The following is a 20,029-nucleotide window of genomic DNA, read 5'->3' on the forward strand; positions in this document are numbered from 1 at the left end:
AACGCGCTCAGTGCCTGAAATGCCTGACCCCTGTGAACACCATGGCGATGCCATGTTCATCGGCCGCGGCGATGACGTCGTCATCGCGCATCGAGCCACCCGGCTGGATCACCGCCGTGGCGCCGGCTTCGATCGCCGAGAGCAGGCCGTCGGCGAAGGGGAAGAACGCGTCGGAGGCGACCACCGAGCCCTTGGTCAGCGGTTCGGCCGAGCCTGCCGCCTCGGCCGCGTCGAGCGCCTTGCGGGCGGCGATGCGTGAGGAATCGACCCGGCTCATCTGGCCGGCGCCGATGCCGACGGTGGCGCCGTCCTTGGCATAGACGATGGCATTCGACTTGACGTGCTTGGCGACGCGGAAGGCAAATTTGAGGTCGGCCATTTCGGCCGGCGTCGGTGCCCGCTTCGTCACCACCTTCAGCTCGAGGTCGTCGACCACGGCATTGTCCCGACCCTGAACGAGCAGGCCGCCGGAGACGGACTTGACCGTCGTGCCGGGCGAGCGCGGGTCGGGCAGGCCGCCGGTGACCAGCAGGCGCAGGTTCTTCTTCGCCGCGACGATTGCCGCCGCTTCGTCGGTGGCGTCGGGCGCGATGATCACTTCGGTGAAGGTCTTCACGATTTCCTCCGCCGCCTCGGCGTCGAGGGTGCGGTTCACGGCGACGATGCCGCCGAAGGCAGAGACCGGATCGCAGGCAAGCGCCTTGGCATAGGCTGCCTTCAGCGAGGCGCCCTCGGCGACGCCGCAAGGGTTGGCGTGCTTGATGATGGCGACAGCGGCGGAGCGGGCAGGATCGAACTCGCCGGTGAGTTCGAAGGCGGCGTCGGTGTCGTTGATGTTGTTGTAGGACAGCTGCTTGCCCTGCAGCTGTCGCGCCGTGGCGACGCCGGGACGCTTGTCGCCATTGACATAGAAGCCGGCGCCCTGGTGCGGGTTTTCGCCGTAGCGCATCACCTCGGCCAGCCTGCCGCCGAAGGCGCGCCAGGTCGGATGCTCGATCTCCAGCGCCTCGGCGAACCAGCCGGAAATCGCCGCGTCATAGCTGGCGGTGCGGGCAAAGGCCTTGGCCGCCAGCTTCTTGCGAAAATCCAGCGACAGCGAGCCGATGTTCATCTCCAGCGCGTTGAGCACCGAAGCGTAATCGCCGGGATCTGTGACGATGGCGACATAGGCATGGTTCTTGGCCGAGGCGCGGATCATTGCCGGGCCGCCAATGTCGATGTTCTCGACGATCGCGGCATAGTCGGCGCCGGAGCGGCGGACTTCCTCGAAGGGATAGAGATTGGAGACGACGAGGTCGATCGGCTCGATGCCGTATTTGCGCATCGCCATGGCGTGCTCGGGGTCGTCGCGGACGCCAAGCAGCGCGCCATGCACCGACGGGTGCAAGGTCTTGACGCGGCCGTCCATGATCTCGGGAAAGCCGGTGAGCTCGGAGACGTCGCGCACCGCCATGCCGGCTTCGGCGATCGCCTTGGCGGTGCCGCCGGTCGAGACCAGCTCGACACCGGCCGCCGCCAATGCCCTGGCGAAGTCGATGAGGCCGGTCTTGTCGAAAACCGAAAGCAGGGCGCGGCGCACGGGGACGAGGTCCGGGGCGGGAATGTTCTTGGCGGCGACGGCCATGGCTGGCGGCCTTTCACGGCTGGAGGGGCAAGCCCGCGCCGTAGCACATGACATCAGGAAATCAAGCGGCAAGCCAGCGCCGCGCACTTTTCGGCGTCACGCTCCAGCGGCGGCCGGCACGATCAATTGTTTTCCGGATAGCCGGCGATGCTGGTGCGCGTCAGCTGCCAGTGGACTTCGGACACCTCGGAGGCCTTGAAGGCAAGCACGATCTGCCGGCTGCGGCGCGGGCCGCCAAGACCGGCGAAATAGATCGATTCCTCGACCTCCGGCACCACTTCGCTTGACGTGAACACCCAGCTGTCGGCCTGGTCGGCGGTCAGTACCAGGCGGTCGTGCTCGTCCTGCAGCAGATTGATGTCGGGATGGACATGGAAGCGCACGGTGATGAAGTCGCGGCCATTGTTGCGGATCGAGGCATTGCCCGGCCTCTGGAACCTGTCCCTGCCAGCCAGCACATTGCCGTTCGTCGACAGCTTCAGCTCACGCTCATGCAGGAAGCCGAACCGCTGGATATAGCCGTCATGGCGGGCTATGAAGCCCTGGACGCCCTTCTGGTCGATGCGCTTGCACGGCACATGCTGCGGGCCGCCGATCAGCGGCGAACCGAGCAGGTCGTTGACCCGCAGCGAATGGCTGAAGCGAGCCGACGAGGTGTCGTTGATGGTGGCGGTCGAGTGCGCGGCCGTGGCGCGCGCCAGCGGCCGGAATTCGGCGGCGCCATAGGTGTCGATGCCGGCATTGACGATATAATGCTGGCGACCGGACGACAGTTCGAAGGCGAGGCAGCCTGCGTGCGCGGCGTTGGAGACGTCGACCGGCGGCGGCAGGCCGGTGTCGGCAATGACCGTGACGCCGCCCATCGACAGCCGCTCATAGCCCGAATGCGGCGCGTGCAGCAGGGGTGCGCCGGCGGTGTCGTCATGGCGCAGGATGGTGGCGATGCGGTCATGGATGGTGGCGCCCATGCCGTTGAAGCGCGCGAGGCTGCCATCCTGGTGGCGGAAGAAGCGCAGCGCCGGCAGCATGCGGTCGATGGCGCCGATCAGTGCCTGCGGCGGGGTTTCGGCCTGGTTGGCGTAGGTCTGGCGCAGCGGCAAAAGGTCGGCGAGGATTTCCAGCACCGCCATCGGATTGCGCGAGATATGGCCGCCATCGGCGAGGATCTGGCGGTTGAGCTCCTCGGCGAGGTTGCGGGTTGCGCCGCGCAGCGCCGAAGCCGGCGCCGGCAGCGAAAGAGCGGCGAAGGCGAGCGCGATGCGGGCGCGCAGCCGGTCCTTGCCGTCGGGCATTTCGCGCGCCATCGACCTGAGATAGCGGATCTGGACGGCCAGCGATTTCAGGAAAGCGCGGTAGAAGGGAAATTCGGCTCCCTGCAGCACGACGGAGGAATGCTGCAGCCAGGCGATGATGCGCTTGGCCGTGGTGCCGGGCTCCCAGGCGACACCGGCAATGTTGTTGCCATGCATGGCGATCCAGTCGGACACCAGGGCACGCGCATTGGCGGCGGCAAGCTCGGTACCGGCGGCGCGCATGTGCCGCAGCCAGCGAAACCCGTGCAGCGTCTTTTGCCAGCCGCGGTTGGGCACGTTGATCTGGAAAGGCGACTTGCCGCCGGTTTCGACCAGATGCCCCGACAAGGGATAACGGCCGTAATAGATCTCAAGCGCGATCTGCGGGTCGGCGAGGCGCAGGTCCGGTGGCGCGATCAGGACGCGTTCGGGCGTGCGGCCGGAATAGCGCCAGCGATAAATGGGCCCGGCACGCAGGCGCCGGCGCGTTTTGCGCCAGAACTCCTTCGCGACCAGCGTCCACAGACGCGTCGTGTTGCCGGCAGCAAGTGCCAAAAGCCCTCCTGGTCGTCCTCTACCCCGGCACCAAGTTTACATGATTGAACGACTCGTGCGAAGGCGAATTCCTGGGATCGGGACCGTTTCACCGGGTTTTGTCCCATCCCTTCCCTAAAAAAGTCAGCAAATCCGGATGCTTACATATTCAGCCAGCGCGCCGCATGCGGGCTGCGAAGAAGCCATCCAGGCCGGAGCGCTCCGGCGCGCCGAGATCGAGGTCGGCTGGCGTGGTGCGCAGCGTGCCTTGTTTCGTCAGGAACGAATCGATGCTGGCGATCTCGCCCTGATGCAGCGGATCGTCGACGACATCCGGCGATCGCTTGAGGAAAGCGCGATAAAGATCCTCGCCTTCGAGCGGGTCGAGCGAACAGTTGGAAAGGACGATCCTGCCACCGGGCTTGACCAGGGTGACGGCACGGGTGAGCAGCCTGCGTTGCAGGTCGGCGAGCTTTTCGACATCGGCCATGGTCTTGGTCCACGGCACGTCGGGGTGGCGGCGCACCGTGCCGGTTGACGAACAGGGCGCGTCAAGGAGCACGGCGTCGAACAGCTCCGCCGGTTCGTATTCGAGCAGGTCGGCTTGGACGATGTCGGCCGAGAGGCCGAGGCGGTCTAGATTCTGCGCCAGCCGCGCCAGCCGGTTCTTCGAGGTGTCGATGGCGGTGACCCTGGCGCCGGCCAGGATCAGCTGGGCGGTCTTGCCGCCGGGCGCCGCGCAGAGATCGGCCACACGCAATCCCCTGGCATCGCCGAACAGTTTTGCCGGCAGACTGGCCGCCGCGTCCTGTACCCACCAGGCGCCTTCGGCGAAACCCGGCAGGTCGGTGACCGCGCCGACAAGGTTTTCCACGCGCACCGTGCCGGTCGGCAGCACGATCCCACCAAGCCTTTCGGCCCACAGTTCGGGATCGGCCTTGACCGAGAAATCGACGGGCGCCTCATGGCGATGCGCCGCCAGGATCTGTCGGGTCTTGTCCGCGCCATAAGCGGCCTGCAGGCGGTCGGAAAACCATTTCGGCGCTTCGTCCGTGGCGGCAAGGGCGGCCGGCAGTTCGGTTTCCTTGGCTCTAGCCAGCGTGCGCAGCACGCCATTGACCAGGCCGGAAAAACGCTGCGTGCGCGGATCGGACTTGGCGTGGGTGACCGCGAGGTCGACGGCGGCGCTGTCGGGAATGTCGAGGAACAGGATCTGCGCCGCCGCCACATGCAGTATGTGCGACAAAGCGGTGGCATTGGGCGGCAGCGGCTTTTCCAGGCGCCTTGCCAGCAACCCGGTGACGGTCATGCGGTAGCGCAGCGCGGTGACCAGGATGGCGCGCACCAGGCCACGGTCACGCAGGTCGAGCGCTCTGTATTGCGGATGGCCGTTTTCGTGGTCGGTCAAGCCGTCGAGCGGCGTCCTTGCGTCGATGACGGCGGCAAGCAGCCGTGCCGCCGCCTTGCGGGCGGCTAGACCGGCGACGAATTCGCCGCCGTTGTGGTCCTGATCGCCTGAGCCTGTGCGCCGAGGTGTTCTGCCTGCCACGCTCACGACCACCGGCCTTTGGGCCCGGTCGGGTTGCGACCCCATGGATTGGGTTTCGGCCTGGCCGGTTCAGCCGGCGGTTCGGCAGCGGCCGGCCTGCCCCAGGGGCCGGCCGACTGCTGTTCGTCGGCTGGCGATGGAACCGGCGCCTGACGCTGGGTGGTGCGTACCGCACCGTCGCCCATCCCGCGCGCCATCTCCTGCAACGCGGCGATGCGGTTCTCGGTGCTCGGGTGGGTGGAGAACAGATTGTCCATGCGCTCGCCATGCAGGGGATTGATGATGAAGAGATGCGCCATCGCCGGATTGCGCTCCGCATCGGGGTTGGGAATGCGTTCGGCGCCGCGGGCGATCTTGTCAAGCGCGGATGCCAGCCAGAGCGGGTGTCCACAGATTTCGGCGCCGCGCCGGTCGGCCTCGTATTCGCGTGTGCGGCTGACCGCCATCTGCACGATCATGGCGGCGAAGGGCGCCACGATCATCGCCGCCAGCACACCGACAAAGCCGAACGGGTTGTTGTTGTCGCGATTGCCGCCGAGGAAAAACGCGAAATTACCGAGCATCGAGATCGCGCCGGCAAAGGTGGCGACGATGGTCATGGTCAGCGTGTCGCGGTGCTGGACATGGGCGAGCTCGTGCGCCATGACCGCCGCGACCTCCTCATGGGTCAGCCGCTGCAACAGGCCGGTCGAGGCGGCGACCGCCGCGTTCTGCGGATTGCGGCCGGTGGCGAAGGCGTTCGGCTGCGGATTGTCGATCAGATAGGTCCTGGGCATCGGCAGCCCGGCCTGCTTGGCCAGCGCCTGGACGATGGCGTAATATTCCGGTGCGTTCTTCTCGTCGACCTCGACGGCACGGTTCATCGACAGCACCATCTTGTCGGCGTTCCAGTAGCTGAACAGATTGGTGCCGGCGGCGATCAGCAGCGCGATCATCATGCCGCCCGAACCGCCGATCAGGAAGCCGACGCCCATGAACAGAGCCGTCATCGCGGCAAGAAGCATGGCGGTGCGGATAGTGTTCATCGTCTGCTCCTGTCGTGATGGCAAAAAGAGGTCGATCGTCCTGGGTTCATGGCTATATGATGGGAAAGACCTGCCGCTGTTTCAATCCGCGGGGAATATCGCATGACCGACGAAACCAGTAAAACACCCGCCGAAACCGATGGCGACGCCTTGCCGAAGGAGCTGACGCCGGCCGCACGGCGGGCACTGGCCGAGGCCGAGGCCCGGCGCACCGAATATCGCGAGAAAGAAGCCGCCCTGCCGAAGGAGATCGGCGGCCGTGGCGGCAAGGAACCTGGCCGCTATGGCGACTGGGAGGTCAAGGGCCTGACCAGCGACTTCTAGGGTGCGTTGATATTCAGGCGAGGCCGACCTGCAAACGGCGGCTTCCTGCGCTTCCGGTGCTCACGTACCCAAAGTACGCTCCGCTCCGGTTCTCGGAAGCCTCCATTTTCGGCTCGGCCTGACCTGAATCCCAACACACCCTGGCCAGTGCTGCTTAGGCGGCGTTGCGCTGCCGCTCAAGCGCCAGCCAGCCGCGCTCGTCGATCGTGATGCCGATATCGTCGTAGCCGGCGATGGCTGCATGGTGCGTCGGCGACGGATGCGCGTGGGTGGCGCTGATCACCATGACCGCGGCTTGCGCGGCCTCGGCTGCCGAGATGCCGGCCGGAGCATCCTCGAACACAAGGCAGTCGCGCGCATCGACGCCGAGCCGTTCCGCTCCCAGCCGGAAGCAATCGGGCGCCGGCTTGCCGCGGGAAACGTCTTCCGCGGCGACGAGGACGGCGGGAACCGGAATGCCGGCGGCCTTCATGCGCGCCAGCGCCAAGGAACGTGGCGCCGAGGTTACGATCGCCCAGCTTGCGCTCGGCAACGCATTGAGAAACGCCACGGCGCCGGGGATCTGGACAATGCCATCCAGATCGTCGGCCTCGGCCTTCAGCAACAGGTCGGCCTCATGCGCCGGATCGACGCCTGGAAGGGCGAGGTTCGTGATGGTCTCGATCGCCCGCACGCCATGGATCGTCGGCAGGAAGGCGGCGACGTCAAGACCATGGCGGCGTGCCCAATCGCTCCACACCCGCTCCGCCGAGGCGATGGAATTGATGAGGGTGCCGTCCATGTCGAAGAGGAAGGCGGCGAATTTTCTGCCAGAAAACATGATTTTCCTTGAAGTCCGGGGGAGCGTGTCGAGGGAGGGCCCAACCGTAACGTCAAGCCACCGACATGGAAAGGCGCGAGGCGTATTTTGGGGCGGTGCAGGGAACCACCGCCACATTGCGACGTTTCAACGACATTGCTTTCCATGACGATCGAAGGGGACGTGCGATGCTGATCCGGCTCGGCTACGAAATCGCTATTGAATGCGCCGAGGCCACTCCCGTGATTTCGCTGCTGGAGATACACAAGGACAGGCAATCCGACATCAAGCGACAGACGCGCGTGCTGACCTCGCCTGCGGTGCCGACCAGGCTCTATCACGACCTGCATGGCAATGGCTGCCGCCGCTTCACCGCGCCTGCCGGTACGTTTCGCATCCTCTATGACGCGGTCGTCGAGGACAGCGGCGAGACGGACGAAGTCAACACGCTAGCCAGGGAAGTGCCGGTGGCCGAGTTGCCCGACGAGGTGCTGGGTTATCTCCTCGGCAGCCGCTACTGCGAGACAGATCACCTCAGCAGCCTCGCCTGGCAACTGTTCGGTCATCTTCCGCCCGGCTGGGCGCGGGTGCAGGCGATCGTCGACTATGTCCACAACCGGTTGTCGTTCGGCTATGGCTACGCGCGTTCGACCCGCACGGCGGCGCAGGCGAATGAGGAACGGGTCGGGGTCTGCCGTGACTTCGCCCATCTGGCGATCACGCTTTGCCGCTGCATGAACATTCCGGCGCGTTATGTGAACGGCTATCTCGGTGACATCGGCGTGCCGATCGATCCGGCGCCGATGGATTTCTCGGCCTGGATGGAGGTGTTCCTCGACGGCAAGTGGTACACGTTCGATCCACGCCACAACCGGCCCAGGACCGGCCGCGTCGTCATCGCACGCGGCCGCGACGCCACCGATGTGCCTTTGCTGCACAGCTTCGGCCCACACCGGCTCACCCTGTTCAAGGTGTGGACCTACGAACAGGAAGGCAAGCTGTTCAATCCGCCCCATCACGGCGTCGACAGGACGGTCAGCGCACAGATGCTGGCTTAAGCGCATCGATATCCAGGCGATGCCGGCCTGCAAACGGCCTGATCTTGAATCTCAACGCAGCTCGGTTCTCTGCCGCATCATTTCTGTCCGCAATTATCGGGACAGTGATCCGCTTCGGTACAGAAGGGCTGTGCCGCAACAGGACGGCGCCGACCACGGCGTGATTGCTTTGATCCGGGCATGGTAAGCGGTCCGTAAACACCACCGAAGTCGCGCGATCCTGTTTACCGATCGTTCACCTTTATAAGGATCGAAATCCAATAAAAACAACAGGTTGAGATCGGCCAATCCGCTCCGGGGCATAATTGGAGCCGTCCGGCTGGAATCCTGCATTGCCCTCATCGCGGCGACGAGGCCGAGGCATGCGGAGGTTGTTGGATGCGAAATTACGGGGGTCTTGTCCACGCGGTCGGCGGGTTCGCCAGACATAGGGGTGGAAATTTCACGGTCCTGTTCGGCTTTGCTGCCTCGGTCCTGGCGCTGGCCGCCGGCTTCTCGGTCAACGTCGCGCAGCTCTACAATGCCAGATCGAGCCTGCAGGGCGTGGTCGACGCCGCGGTGACGTCAACGGCGCGCGACCTGACGACCGGCGCCGTCAAGGAAGCCGATGCCGACAAGGCAGTGCAAGCCTTTCTCGACGCCAACAGCATGGCCGGCATCCTGTCGGCCGACCAGGTCGTGCTGGACAGGCTCACCGTCAACCCGACGGCCAGAACCGTGCAGGCGGATGTGCATGTCGATGTCAGCCTATATTTTCCGTTGTTCGGCATCAGTGACATGCGGCGCGTCGCCGCCTCCACCACAGCACTTTATTCGGACAAGCAGGTCGAGGTCGCCATGATGCTCGACATAACGGGATCGATGGCGAAACGAGGCAATGTCGACAAGATCGGCGATCTGAAAGCAGCCGCGAAGAACGCCGTCCAGACGATGCTCCAGAACCAGGATCCGAAGAACCCCCGCATCCGCGTCGCGATCGTGCCTTACGCATCCGGCGTAAACGTCGGCAAGCTGGCGGAAAACGTCTACGCCGAGAAGCAGGCGAGCTCTGATCTGCCGCCGGTCGCCGGCAGTTCGCTTCTCGTCGCAAAGACGGGCAAGACGACATTGCCGTCCTTCGGCGACTACAAATCCATTGTTGGCGCGGCAATGCCGAAGACCGACAATTGCGCGACGGAGAGGAAGGACAAGAACGGCAATGCGGATTTGAGTGCCGACGGCCCGGACACGGTTCGCACCGACAAGACCGGCAAGAACTACTACGCCCTGGTCAACCGGGATGATCATCTGGGTGGCGGGAGCATGAACAGATGCCCTGACGCGGAAGTGATCCCGCTGACGGCTGATTCCGGCGCATTGCTTGATTCGATCGGGGCCTTCCGGGCCGGTGGTTATACGGCCGGCGCGATCGCCATCCAGTGGACCTATTACATGCTGTCGCCGCAATGGCGGGCTGCGATCAAGAGTGCCGGTCTCGGCAACGGCGCCTCGGATGCCAATGCAAAGAAAATTGCCAAGGTCGCGATCCTGATGACCGATGGCCAGTTCAATACCGCCTTCGCCGGAGCCGGGGGGAACTACAACGGCCAGGGCAACCTTGCACGTGGCAACGCCGAAGCCCTGTGCGGCAACATGAAAAATGATGGCATCGAGATTTTCACCATTGGCTTCGATCTGAACGACAAGGACATGTCGCCAACCGAGCGGGACCAGGCAAAGGCGGTGCTGAAGGGCTGTTCGTCGAAAGACGCCTCCGCCGCGGACAGGCATTATTTCGAGGTGTCCACCGGAGTGGAATTGGACGCCGCCTTCCAGGAAATCATCCGCAACACCGAGAAGGTCGCACTGACCCAGTAATCCGCAAAAGGAAAAGGCCGCCGCTTCTTTCGAAGCCGGCGGCCTTCCGTGTTTCCGTCCATGGCGCGGCCTGTGGCGGCAACCCCTTCGGGTTACCTGCCGCGCATCTCGCGCCTTAACGGGAAGACTGCTTCCCGAAAGTGCAATCCGCTGAGGCCACGTTCTGGAAAACGAAATCACTCGACATCGGATCACCTCCTTTCGATTTGTTGAACACATGCTCATGATGGGGTGCGTTGCAGCAAATGACAAGGTGCCATGCTGAAAAAGGCGCCTGCCGGAAAATCCCGCCCGGGCAGATACGCGTGCTTCGGCTTGCGATCCACGTCCCGAACGGACAAGATTGTGAGATCGGGCCGCGGGGGGAACGAGCATGGATGCCACCGAAAGAGCCGCGCGCATCGTTCGAACGGTAATCGAGGCCCTGAAGCCGGGCTTTGCCGTCCGCCTGTGGACCGGAGAACGGATCGGTCCCGCCGAGGGACCGGTGCTTGCCATCAACGATCAGGACATTGTCTGGCAGTTGGCCCGCCGGCCCAATTTCTCGACGCTGCTGGAGATGTGGATTTCCCGGACGATCGACGTCGAGGACGGCTCGCTGTTCGATCTCTACGCCTTGCCTTCGAAGGGAAAGCTGAGGTTGAAGGCATTGCCGAAGCTGGCGATCCTGCGCGACCTGCCCGCGGTCCTGTTCTCGCGACGGCAAATGACGAAACGGGCCGACCTGACCGGCCGCAATCCCTTCGTCAGCGGTTCCAACAAGCAGGCGATCGAACACCACTACGATATTTCGAACGCATTCTACCGGCTCTTCCTCGACGAGCGCATGGTCTACACCTGCGCCTATTTCACCGATTTCGCCAATGGGATCGATCAGGCACAGAAGGACAAGCTCGACCATATCTGCCGCAAGCTCCGGCTGAAGCCGGGCGACCGTCTGCTCGACATCGGATGCGGCTGGGGGGCGATGCTGATCCATGCCGCGAAGCACTATGGCGCCATCGGCCATGGTGTCTCGCTGTCCGAGGAACAGACCCGGCTGGCGCGCGAACGCATCCGCGCAGAAGGGCTGGAGGACAAGATCACCATCGACATCAAGTCCTATACCGAACTCGACGGCAGCTATGACAAGATATCGTCGATCGGCATGTTCGAGGCCGTCGGTCTCGCCAACCACGCAACTTACTTCTCGACCGTCCATCGGCTGTTGAAGCCGGGCGGCATCTACCTGCACCACGCCATCACACGCCGCGGCAAGGGCGGAACGCGGAAGACGCTGCGCAAGGGCGCGGAATACAAGGCGCTGATCAAATACATTTTCCCGGGCGGCGAGGTCGACACGATCGGCATGACAACAGGCAATCTCGAGGCGCACGGCTTTCTCGTCGCCGATGTCGAGAATCTGCGTGAGCACTATGCCCGCACCTGCAGGCTGTGGGCCGAGCGCCTGCATGCCCGTTTCGACGAAGCGATCGCCGAGGTCGGCGAGCCCAAGGCGCGGCTATGGCTGCTTTACCTGACCGGCTGTTCGATCACCTTCGATCGCGGCTCGGCGCAGATATTCCAGACCGTCGCCACCAAGCGCGCGCGGGGGCCGAGCGGCCTGCCGCCGACGCGGGCGGATCTGTATCGGTAGCTACAGGAAGCGCATCGCGTCGCCGACCTTGATGCCGGCCGGCCGATCCACCGTGCAGTAGACGCCGAGATTGTGGGCGTTGTGGCGAACCAGGTTGCGAAGGATCGCCGGATCGTTGTCGAAGCCGTCCTGGGCGATGATGGTGAAGCCGCAGCGGCGGCATGGTTCGGAAATCGTCAGGAGCAGGTCGCCGATCGCGAGCTTGCGGCCGATCCATTCCGTTTCGGGAAACGAGCCTTCCATCGCCGCCATGTCGACGACGATGTTGGGGCGGAAGCGGCGCGCGTCGGCCGCCCCATCCGGATGCAGCGCCTTCAGCCGCGCAAGCGAAGCCGTGGTCAAGAGGTGGATCGGCGCCTTGGTGTAACGCGCCTGCGTGACCGGACCGGCATAGGCCGGTGGTGCATTCTCCCGGCTGAATGGTCGGATCGAGGCGGCAAAGCCGAGATAGGCCGATACGGCGCCGTCGCATTCGGTGCCTGGCGCGGCCAGCCAGTCGCCGTCAGGGACGGCGACCTCCAGGTCGCGATCATTGGCCAGCCGGGTTCGGATGCGCGGCACTTTGTGCCATTTCGCGTCGCGGTCCGGCCGGGCGATCTCGTTGTCCGAGGTATCGACGAGGCCGAACATGCGATCGCCCGCCATGCCCGCCGGTCCGACCATGATGGCGTCCCGGCGCTCGCCGGCGAGCGAACTTGCCGGATAGCGCCAGAGCTGGCTGACCGAGCCCAATGCGGCGTCTTCCCGCATCAGCCCTTCTTGTTCTGCCGGTTGGCAACGAGGTCGTCGACGACCGCCGGGTCGGCCAGCGTCGAGGTGTCGCCAAGCGCGGCAAAATCGTCCTCGGCGATCTTGCGCAGGATGCGGCGCATGATCTTGCCAGATCGCGTCTTGGGCAGGCCCGGCGCGAACTGGATCTTGTCCGGCGAAGCGATGGCGCCGATCTCCTTGCGGACATGGGCGATAAGTTCCTTGCGCAGGTCCTCGGTCGGCTCTTGCCCTTTCATCAAGGTAACGTAGCTGTAGATGCCCTGGCCCTTGATGTCGTGCGGGTAGCCGACGACCGCGGCCTCGGAAACCTTCTCATGGCTGACCAGCGCCGATTCGACTTCGGCCGTGCCCATGCGGTGGCCGGAGACATTGATGACGTCGTCAACGCGGCCGGTGATCCAGTAGTAGCCGTCGGCGTCGCGGCGGCAGCCGTCGCCGGTGAAGTACTTGCCCTTGTAGGTCGAGAAATAGGTCTGCACGAAGCGGTCGTGATCACCATAGACGGTGCGCATCTGGCCCGGCCACGAATCGGTGATGCAGAGATTGCCGTCCGCGGCTCCTTCCAGCACCTTGCCTTCGCCGTCGACCAGCTGCGGCTTGACGCCGAAGAAAGGCCTTGTCGCCGAGCCTGGCTTGAGGTCGGTGGCGCCAGGCAGCGGGGTGATCAGAATGCCGCCGGTCTCGGTCTGCCACCAGGTGTCGACGATCGGCACCTTGGCATTGCCGACGACGTTGAAATACCACTCCCAGGCTTCCGGATTGATCGGCTCGCCGACCGAACCGAGAACGCGCAGCGAGTTGCGCGAGGTCTTCTTCACCGGGTCGTTGCCGGCCCCCATCAGCGCGCGCAGCGCCGTCGGCGCGGTGTAGAAGATGTTGACCTTGTGCTTGTCGATGACTTCCCAGAAGCGCGACTGCGACGGGTAGTTGGGCACGCCTTCGAACATCAGCGTGGTGGCGCCGTTGGCGAGCGGGCCATAGACGATGTAGCTGTGGCCGGTGACCCAGCCGACATCGGCGGTGCACCAGTAGATGTCGCCATCATGGTAGTCGAAGACATATTGGTGCGTCATCGATACGTAGACGAGATAGCCGGCCGTGGTGTGCAGCACGCCCTTCGGCTTTCCGGTCGAGCCGGACGTGTAGAGGATGAACAGCGGATCCTCCGCCTTCATCTTCTCGGGCTTGCACTCGGCCTTCACCGACGCGACTTCGTCATGGTACCAGACATCACGGCCAGGCGCCCAGCCGATCTTGCCGCCGGTGCGGCGCACGACGACAACGTTCTTCACCGTCACATGGTGCCTGGCGGCAATGTCGATCGCCTTGTCGGTGTTCTCCTTCAGCGGGATCGGCTTGCCGCCGCGCAAACCCTCGTCGGCGGTGATGACGAAGGTCGATTCGCAGTCGACGATGCGGCCGGCCAGCGCGTCCGGCGAGAAGCCGCCGAAGACGATCGAATGGATGGCGCCGATGCGCGTGCAGGCCAGCATCGCATAGGCGGCTTCCGGGATCATCGGCATGTAGATGGTGACGCGGTCGCCTTTCTTGACGCCGTGCTTCTTCATCACATTGGCGAGCCGGCAGACATGTTCGTACAGCTCGTTGTAGGTGATCTTCTTGTCGTCGTAGGGATTGTCGCCTTCCCAGATGATGGCGGTCTGGTCGCCGCGCTTCTTCAGGTGGCGGTCGATGCAATTGTACGAGACGTTGGTCAGCCCGTCCTCGAACCACTTGATCGAGACCTTGCCGTCGAAGGAGGTGTTCTTGACCTTGCTGAAGGGCTTGAACCAGTCGATGCGCTTGCCGTGCTTGCCCCAGAATTTGTCCGGGTTCTTGATGCTGTCGGCATACCATTTCAGGTAGGTGTCATTGTCGATCAGCGCATTCTTCTTCCACGCCGGCTGGACGCGATGGACATGAACCTCGGACATTCCTGATCTTCCTCCCGAACCAATCCGCCGGCTTGAAACGCCGGCGGGATCGCGGCGACGCAGCCGCGAATTCGGCGGCATTATTACCAGTTCCGCCGTAACGGCAATATTAGACGTTGGATTCGCGCGGCGGGATGCCGCAGGGAGCCCCGTACGCGCTGTCAGCACTCGAACCGGTTCGCTGCTAACTGTATGTTTTCGCATCGAAAAGCCTGTTTCGATCAGGAAAAATCAATAGACAGTTAAGCAACGGCGCGCACAATCTGACGTTGGGAGGAAAGGAGACTCAACCTGGGGACCGCCATGCGCGACCATTCCGAAATGGACCTGATGCTCAAGGGCTATGGCTTGACCACGGCCAAGATTCTTTATCACTTTCCCGACCATCCCCATCTCCTGCAGAGCTTCATCTGGCAGGACTACGACCTGGCGCCGCAGTTTCCGGTATTGATCCGCTTCATCGAATTCTGGAGGGCGAAGCTCGACGGGCCGCTGCATTCGGTCGTCTACACGCACCAGAAGCTGGTCGCGCCGAATGAATGGCGCAAGGTGGACGGGGAGTTCGTGCTGCACTGAGCGCGACCGCAGACGGTCTGTTTCCATTCTCATGCGGCGACAGCAACGCGGCGGTCGTCTATTGTTCGCTGGCGGCGCGGCAAGGCAGGGTGCCCCAAGGCGGCGTCCGCGATCGGGAGAACGGACATGACCGCTTTCGACTATGCCGCGCTGCTGCTTCGGGTCAGCATCGGCGGCCTGTTTCTTGCCCATGCCTATTTGAAATACGCCGTCTTCACGCCGAAAGGCACAACCGACTATTTCCAGTCGCTCGGCGTGCCCGGCTATTTCGGCTTGATCGCCATCGCCGCCGAAACGGCCGGCGGGCTTGGCCTGATCTTCGGCGTCGCCACGCGGCTGGCGGCCATCCTGCTCATTCCGCTGATGCTGGGCACGATCGTGCTCGTCCACGGCAAGAATGGTTTCTGGTTCACCAATGCGGGCGGCGGCTGGGAATATCCGGCGTTGTGGATCGTCTGCCTAGTCGTCATCGCCCTCATCGGCAGCGGCCACGCGGCACTCTGGCCGATCTGGGGATAGCGTGTTCCGGGTCCTGGGTCGCGTACCACGCGACCCAGGCAGGAGATGTCACACCGCCGGTGGGTTAAGCCGGGCGAAGCCTTCCTGGCGGCGATAGGGGAAATACGGGTAGGGCGCGGTGACTTCGCTCGCCGCGTCGAGTTTCTTCACCTGATCCGGCGTCAGCGCCCAGCCGACCGCGCCGAGGTTCTGGCGCAACTGCTCCTCGTTGCGGGCGCCGATGATGACGGAGGAAACGGTCGGGCGCTGCAACAGCCAGTTGATGGCGATCTGCGGCACCGTCTTGCTGGTCTCCTGCGCCACCGCGTCGAGCGCGTCCATGACCCGGTAGAGATGCTCGTCCTCGACCGGCGGGCCGAAATCCGCCGTGTCATGCAGCCGGCTCTTTTCCGGCAGCGGCTGGCCACGGCGGATCTTGCCGGTCAGCCGGCCCCAGCCGAGGGGGCTCCAGACCAGTGCGCCGACGCCCTGGTCGAGGCCGAGCGGCATCAGTTCCCACTCATAGTCGCGGCCGACCAGCGAGTAGTAGACCTGATGCGCGGCATAGCGGGGATAGCCGTGCTTGTCGGCCTCCGCCAGCGACTTCATCACTTGCCAGCCGGAGAAGTTGGAGACGCCGACATAGCGCAGCTTGCCGGCGCGCACGAGTTCGTCCAGCGTCGAAAGCACCTCCTCGATCGGCGTGCCGGCATCAAAGGCATGCAGTTGCAACAGGTCGATGTAGTCGGTGCCGAGGCGTTTCAGCGCGGCGTCCGTGGCCTTGATCAGCCGCGAACGCGACGAGCCGTAGTCGGCCGGCCCGTCACCCATCGGCAGCGAGGTCTTGGTCGAGATCAGCACGGCGTCGCGGCGGCCCTTGATCGCTTCGCCCAGCACCTGTTCCGAGGCGCCGCTCGAATAGACGTCGGCCGTGTCGAACAGATTGACGCCGGCTTCAAGGCAGATGTCGATCAGCCGCCGCGCTTCCCTGGCGTCGCTGTTGCCCCAGGCACCGAACAGCGGGCCGGAGCCGCCGAAGGTTCCCGCGCCGAACGAGAGTGCGGGCACTTTCAGGCCCGATGCGCCGAGACGTCGATAATCCATTTTCTGCTCCTGGTGGTTTGGAAAGAGGAAAGGCAATCCGGTTCGCCGACGAGCGTCAGGACCGGACGGAGACAGGCTCGCCGAGCGCGTTGGTGCGATCGAGGCGCAGGGCCAGCGCGGCCACGGCGAGTGCGGCGACTGGCAGCAGGGCGGCGACCCAGGTGAGCGAACCCAATCCGAGGCCATGGGCGATGACCACGCCGCCAAGCCAGGCGCCGGAGGCGTTGCCGAGATTGAAGGCGGCGATGTTGAAGGACGAGGCGAGGCTCTGGCCGGCGCCTTGCGCCTTTTCCAGTACCCACATCTGCAGCGGCGCCACCGTGGCGAAGGCCGCGGCGCCCAACAGGCCGACATAGATGACGGCCATAACCTGGCTGTGGATGGCGAAGCTCATGGTCGCCAGCACAAGGGCCAGCACGACGAGACTGCCCAGCACCGCCGGCACCAGCCAGCGGTCGGCGACCTTGCCGCCGGCGAGGTTGCCGGCGATGAGGCCGCCGCCGAAGACGAGCAGGATCGGCGACACGGCGGCTTCCTCGAAGCCGCTGATCTGCGTCAACAGCGGCGCGATGTAGGTGAAGACGGCGAAGACGCCGGCATAGCCGAGCACGGTGGTGGCAAGCCCGAGCAGGACCGGCGTGCGGCGCAGCACGGCGAGATCGGCGCGCAGGTCGCTCCTCTCGGGCGCGGCCTGGCTGCTCGGCACCAGGGCCAGGATGACGGCGAAGGCCGCCAGGCCGACCGCGGTGACCGCCCAGAAGGTCGCACGCCAGCCGAAGGCCTGGCCAAGCCAGGTGCCGAAAGGCACGCCGAGGATGTTGGCGATGGTGAGCCCGGTGAACATCAGCGCGATCGCCGAGGCCTTCCTGTTGGGCGCGACCAGGCCGGTGGCGACCACCGAGCCGACGCCGAAGAAGGTGCCGTGGGCAAAGGCGGTGACGACGCGCGCACCCATCAGGGTCCAGTAGTCGGGGGCCAGCGCACAAGCGAGGTTGCCCAGCGTGAAGATCGCCATCAGCGCCAGAAGCACGGTCTTGCGCGGCCAATTGCCGGTGGCGATGGTGAGCAGCGGCGCGCCGATGACGACGCCGAGCGCGTAGCCCGAAATGAGCTGCCCGGCGGCGGAGATCGAGACGCCGAGATCCTTGCTGACGTCGAGCAGCAGGCCCATGATGACGAATTCGGTGACGCCGATGCCGAAGGCACCGGCGGCGAGGGCGTAGAGAGCAAGAGGCATGGCGGTTCCCACTTTGAAAGACGGCCGTTAAGGCGATGAGCGCCCTTGTCCAATCCGCGCCCCGACCGGGAAGATCGTGTTGCCGGGTGCTGTGAACCAGACTTGATCAAGGCATATTTTCTGTGAAATAGATTCACAGATGGCCAGACCCGACATAAACCGTTCCGGCGAGATCGAAGTCTTCGTGCGCGTCGTCGAGGCAGGCAGCTTTTCCGCCGCGGCGCGCGCGTTGCGCATGACGCCGTCGGCCGTCAGCAAGCTAATCGCGAGGCTGGAATCCCGGCTCGGCGCGCGGCTGGTCAGCCGCTCGACGCGCAAGCTGCTGCTGACCCCGGAAGGGGCGGCGTTCTATGAAAGCGGACTACGCATCCTCGCCGACATGGCAGCAGCAGAGCGCGAGGCGGCCGCGGGCGCCGCACCGCGCGGGCGGCTGCGCGTCAACACCTACGTGCCGTTCGGGGTGCACCGGCTGATCCCGCTGCTGCCGCGCTTCCTCGAACGCTATCCCGAAATCTCGGTCGATCTGGTGCTGACCGACAGTGTCATCGACCTGATGGCCGAACGTGCCGATGTGGCGATCCGGGCCGGGCCGCTTGGCGAGTCACGGCTGGTGGCGCGCAAGCTCGGGCAGAGCCCGGTGGTCGTCGTTGCGGCCCCTTCCTACCTCGAGCCGCACGGCACGCCGCTGACGCCGGCCGATCTCGACACACACAACCGGATGGGCTTCGGCTTCGTCAGGCACATTGACGGCTGGCCGTTCCTCGACGCGCAGGGCAATGCCGTCATGATCCCGATCACCGGCAACACCCAGGTCAGCGACGGCGAGGCAATGCGGCTGATGACGCTGGCCGGGGCAGGCATTTCCCGGCTGGCGCGCTGGCATGTGGCGGCCGACATCGCCGCCGGGCGGCTAGTGCCGCTGCTGGAGGATTTCAACCCGGGCGACGAGGAGGCGACGCATGCTGTCTATGTCGGCCAGGGCCGGCATCTGCCGGCACGGGTAAGGGCGTTTCTCGATTTCCTGGGCGAGAGCGTGCGGCTGGGCTGAACGGTTTTCGGGAGCCGGCCGGCTCCCGAAATGTCTGTGCCGGCTGCCTATGCCTTGGTTACGAACGGCGCCGGGCGCCGGCCGGCGCCTTGCCGCTCCAGCATCCATGCTGGATATTCGGACGGCAGCGCGCTGACTTCGTCGAGCTTGGCGAGATCGTCCGCGTCGAGTTTCACTTCAGCCGCGGCAAGGTTCTGTTCGAGCTGGTCCATACGGCTGGCGCCTATGATGACGCTCATCACGAAAGGCTTGGCCAGGACATAGCCGAGCGCCACGGTGGCAACGCTGACGTCGTGCTTCTTGGCGATCTCGCGCATGACGCCGACGGCCGCCCAGGCACGGTCCTCGTTGACCGGCGGGAAGTTGAAGGACGCACGGCGGCCCTCGCCATTGCCGGGCGCGCCGGGACCGTATTTGCCCGACAGCAGGCCGCCGGCCATGGGCGACCACACCATCAAGCCGAGTTTCTCCTCGTTGATGAGCGGCACGATCTCACGTTCGAGATCGCGACCGGCGATCGAATAATAGGACTGTATGGTCTCGAAACGAGCAAAACCCTTGCGGTCGGCGATGCCGAGCGCCTTGGCGATGCGCCAGGCCTGCCAGTTGGAAACCCCGACATAGCGGACCTTGCCGCTGGCAACGAGATCGTCGAGCGCCCGCAGCGTTTCGTCGATCGGGGTCACCGCGTCGGTACCGTGCAGCTGATAGAGATCGATATGGTCGAGTTGCAACCGTTCGAGGCTGGCATCGACCGAATCCATGATGTGACCCCGCGAGGAGCCGCGGTCGTTCGGCCCGTTGCCCATGGTACCATGGACCTTGGTGGCGATCACCACGCTCGATCTGGGAATGCCGAGGTCCCGCAGGGACTGGCCGAGCAGACGCTCGGATTCACCGAAGGAATAGACATCGGCCGTGTCGAAGAAGTTGACGCCGGCGGCGATCGAGCGGCCGACAATCTCATTGACGCCCTTCTGGTCGAGGCTCGCGATCAGGCCCCATTGGGCGTTCTGGCCGGCAGCGCCGAAGGTCATGGTGCCGAGACAGAGTTCGGAGACGAACATCCCCGTATTCCCAAGCTGGTTGTAACGCATGGCGAAGGCTCCAAAAAAATGTGATGACGCAAAACAAATAGGAACGGTACGTTTCGTTTCCAGTGT

The 20,029-nt window shown here is 64.6% G+C and carries 17 protein-coding genes; 7 read left to right on the forward strand and 10 right to left on the reverse strand.

All coding sequences use genetic code 11. The annotated features are described in order from the left end of the window. Positions 1-7 precede the first annotated feature (7 nt). From purH to htpX, 4 genes are all read right to left on the reverse strand, one after another. Positions 8-1,624 (reverse strand): bifunctional phosphoribosylaminoimidazolecarboxamide formyltransferase/IMP cyclohydrolase, encoded by a 1,617-nt coding sequence (purH, locus tag EB815_RS06300; protein WP_056575033.1) that lies wholly within the window; start codon positions 1,622-1,624, stop codon positions 8-10. 122 nt (positions 1,625-1,746) lie between these two features. Further along, entirely contained in the window at positions 1,747-3,471 is a 1,725-nt protein-coding gene (locus EB815_RS06305) for a heparinase II/III family protein (protein ID WP_056575036.1), read from the reverse strand. A gap of 148 nt (positions 3,472-3,619) precedes the next feature. After that, positions 3,620-5,005 carry an RsmB/NOP family class I SAM-dependent RNA methyltransferase gene (locus tag EB815_RS06310; protein ID WP_056576436.1) on the reverse strand — a complete coding sequence of 462 codons (1,386 nt, stop codon included), beginning with the start codon at positions 5,003-5,005 and terminating at the stop codon, positions 3,620-3,622. After that, positions 5,002-6,024, reverse strand: a complete 1,023-nt coding sequence (gene htpX, locus EB815_RS06315; protein WP_056575039.1) for a zinc metalloprotease HtpX — start codon at positions 6,022-6,024, stop codon at positions 5,002-5,004. The genes EB815_RS06310 and htpX overlap by 4 nt, the downstream gene beginning before the upstream one ends. A gap of 102 nt (positions 6,025-6,126) precedes the next feature. Between htpX and EB815_RS06320 the strand changes: the two genes are divergently transcribed. After that, a complete protein-coding gene (locus EB815_RS06320) occupies positions 6,127-6,348 on the forward strand; it encodes a DUF1674 domain-containing protein (protein WP_056575042.1) in 222 nt (73 codons plus the stop codon). A 154-nt stretch (positions 6,349-6,502) separates the two neighbouring features. Here EB815_RS06320 and EB815_RS06325 read toward each other — a convergent pair whose 3' ends face one another. After that, complete coding sequence (locus tag EB815_RS06325; protein ID WP_056575045.1) at positions 6,503-7,168, reverse strand: HAD-IA family hydrolase; 666 nt, start codon at positions 7,166-7,168, stop codon at positions 6,503-6,505. A 167-nt stretch (positions 7,169-7,335) separates the two neighbouring features. Here EB815_RS06325 and EB815_RS06330 point away from each other — a divergent pair, with 167 nt between their 5' ends. The 3 genes from EB815_RS06330 to EB815_RS06340 all read left to right on the forward strand — a co-directional run bounded on the left by EB815_RS06330 (position 7,336) and on the right by EB815_RS06340 (position 11,698). Beyond that, positions 7,336-8,205 (forward strand): transglutaminase-like domain-containing protein, encoded by an 870-nt coding sequence (locus EB815_RS06330; protein WP_056575048.1) that lies wholly within the window; start codon positions 7,336-7,338, stop codon positions 8,203-8,205. 378 nt (positions 8,206-8,583) lie between these two features. Beyond that, entirely contained in the window at positions 8,584-10,062 is a 1,479-nt protein-coding gene (locus EB815_RS06335; protein WP_056575058.1) for a TadE/TadG family type IV pilus assembly protein, read from the forward strand. Positions 10,063-10,435: 373 nt separating this feature from the next. Beyond that, on the forward strand, positions 10,436-11,698 hold the full coding sequence (locus EB815_RS06340) for an SAM-dependent methyltransferase (RefSeq protein ID WP_056575061.1): 1,263 nt from the start codon (positions 10,436-10,438) through the stop codon (positions 11,696-11,698). Here EB815_RS06340 and EB815_RS06345 read toward each other — a convergent pair whose 3' ends face one another. After that, complete coding sequence (locus EB815_RS06345; RefSeq protein ID WP_056575073.1) at positions 11,699-12,448, reverse strand: MOSC domain-containing protein; 750 nt, start codon at positions 12,446-12,448, stop codon at positions 11,699-11,701. After that, entirely contained in the window at positions 12,448-14,403 is a 1,956-nt protein-coding gene (acs, locus tag EB815_RS06350) for an acetate--CoA ligase (protein WP_065005494.1), read from the reverse strand. The genes EB815_RS06345 and acs overlap by 1 nt, the downstream gene beginning before the upstream one ends. Before the next feature lie 303 nt (positions 14,404-14,706). Between acs and EB815_RS06355 the strand changes: the two genes are divergently transcribed. Together EB815_RS06355 and EB815_RS06360 are read left to right on the forward strand one after the other, a co-directional pair. After that, positions 14,707-14,979: an usg protein gene (locus tag EB815_RS06355; protein ID WP_065005495.1), complete on the forward strand. Its 273-nt coding sequence runs from the start codon at positions 14,707-14,709 to the stop codon at positions 14,977-14,979. Positions 14,980-15,105: 126 nt separating this feature from the next. Continuing rightward, positions 15,106-15,498, forward strand: coding sequence for a DoxX family protein (locus EB815_RS06360; RefSeq protein WP_065005496.1), 393 nt, complete (start codon positions 15,106-15,108; stop codon positions 15,496-15,498). A 48-nt stretch (positions 15,499-15,546) separates the two neighbouring features. On the opposite strand, the gene EB815_RS06365 is transcribed toward EB815_RS06360, so the two are convergent. Both EB815_RS06365 and EB815_RS06370 read right to left on the reverse strand, forming a co-directional pair. Continuing rightward, complete coding sequence (locus EB815_RS06365) at positions 15,547-16,581, reverse strand: aldo/keto reductase (RefSeq protein WP_056575085.1); 1,035 nt, start codon at positions 16,579-16,581, stop codon at positions 15,547-15,549. Between the two features lie 55 nt (positions 16,582-16,636). After that, positions 16,637-17,818, reverse strand: coding sequence for an MFS transporter (locus tag EB815_RS06370; RefSeq protein WP_065005497.1), 1,182 nt, complete (start codon positions 17,816-17,818; stop codon positions 16,637-16,639). Positions 17,819-17,957: 139 nt separating this feature from the next. Here EB815_RS06370 and EB815_RS06375 point away from each other — a divergent pair, with 139 nt between their 5' ends. Next, positions 17,958-18,866: a LysR substrate-binding domain-containing protein gene (locus tag EB815_RS06375; RefSeq protein ID WP_056575089.1), complete on the forward strand. Its 909-nt coding sequence runs from the start codon at positions 17,958-17,960 to the stop codon at positions 18,864-18,866. A gap of 47 nt (positions 18,867-18,913) precedes the next feature. Here EB815_RS06375 and EB815_RS06380 read toward each other — a convergent pair whose 3' ends face one another. Further along, entirely contained in the window at positions 18,914-19,963 is a 1,050-nt protein-coding gene (locus EB815_RS06380) for an aldo/keto reductase (protein WP_056575092.1), read from the reverse strand. Positions 19,964-20,029: the final 66 nt, after the last annotated feature.

Source organism: Mesorhizobium loti (genome assembly GCF_013170705.1).
GTDB lineage: Bacteria > Pseudomonadota > Alphaproteobacteria > Rhizobiales > Rhizobiaceae > Mesorhizobium > Mesorhizobium loti_D.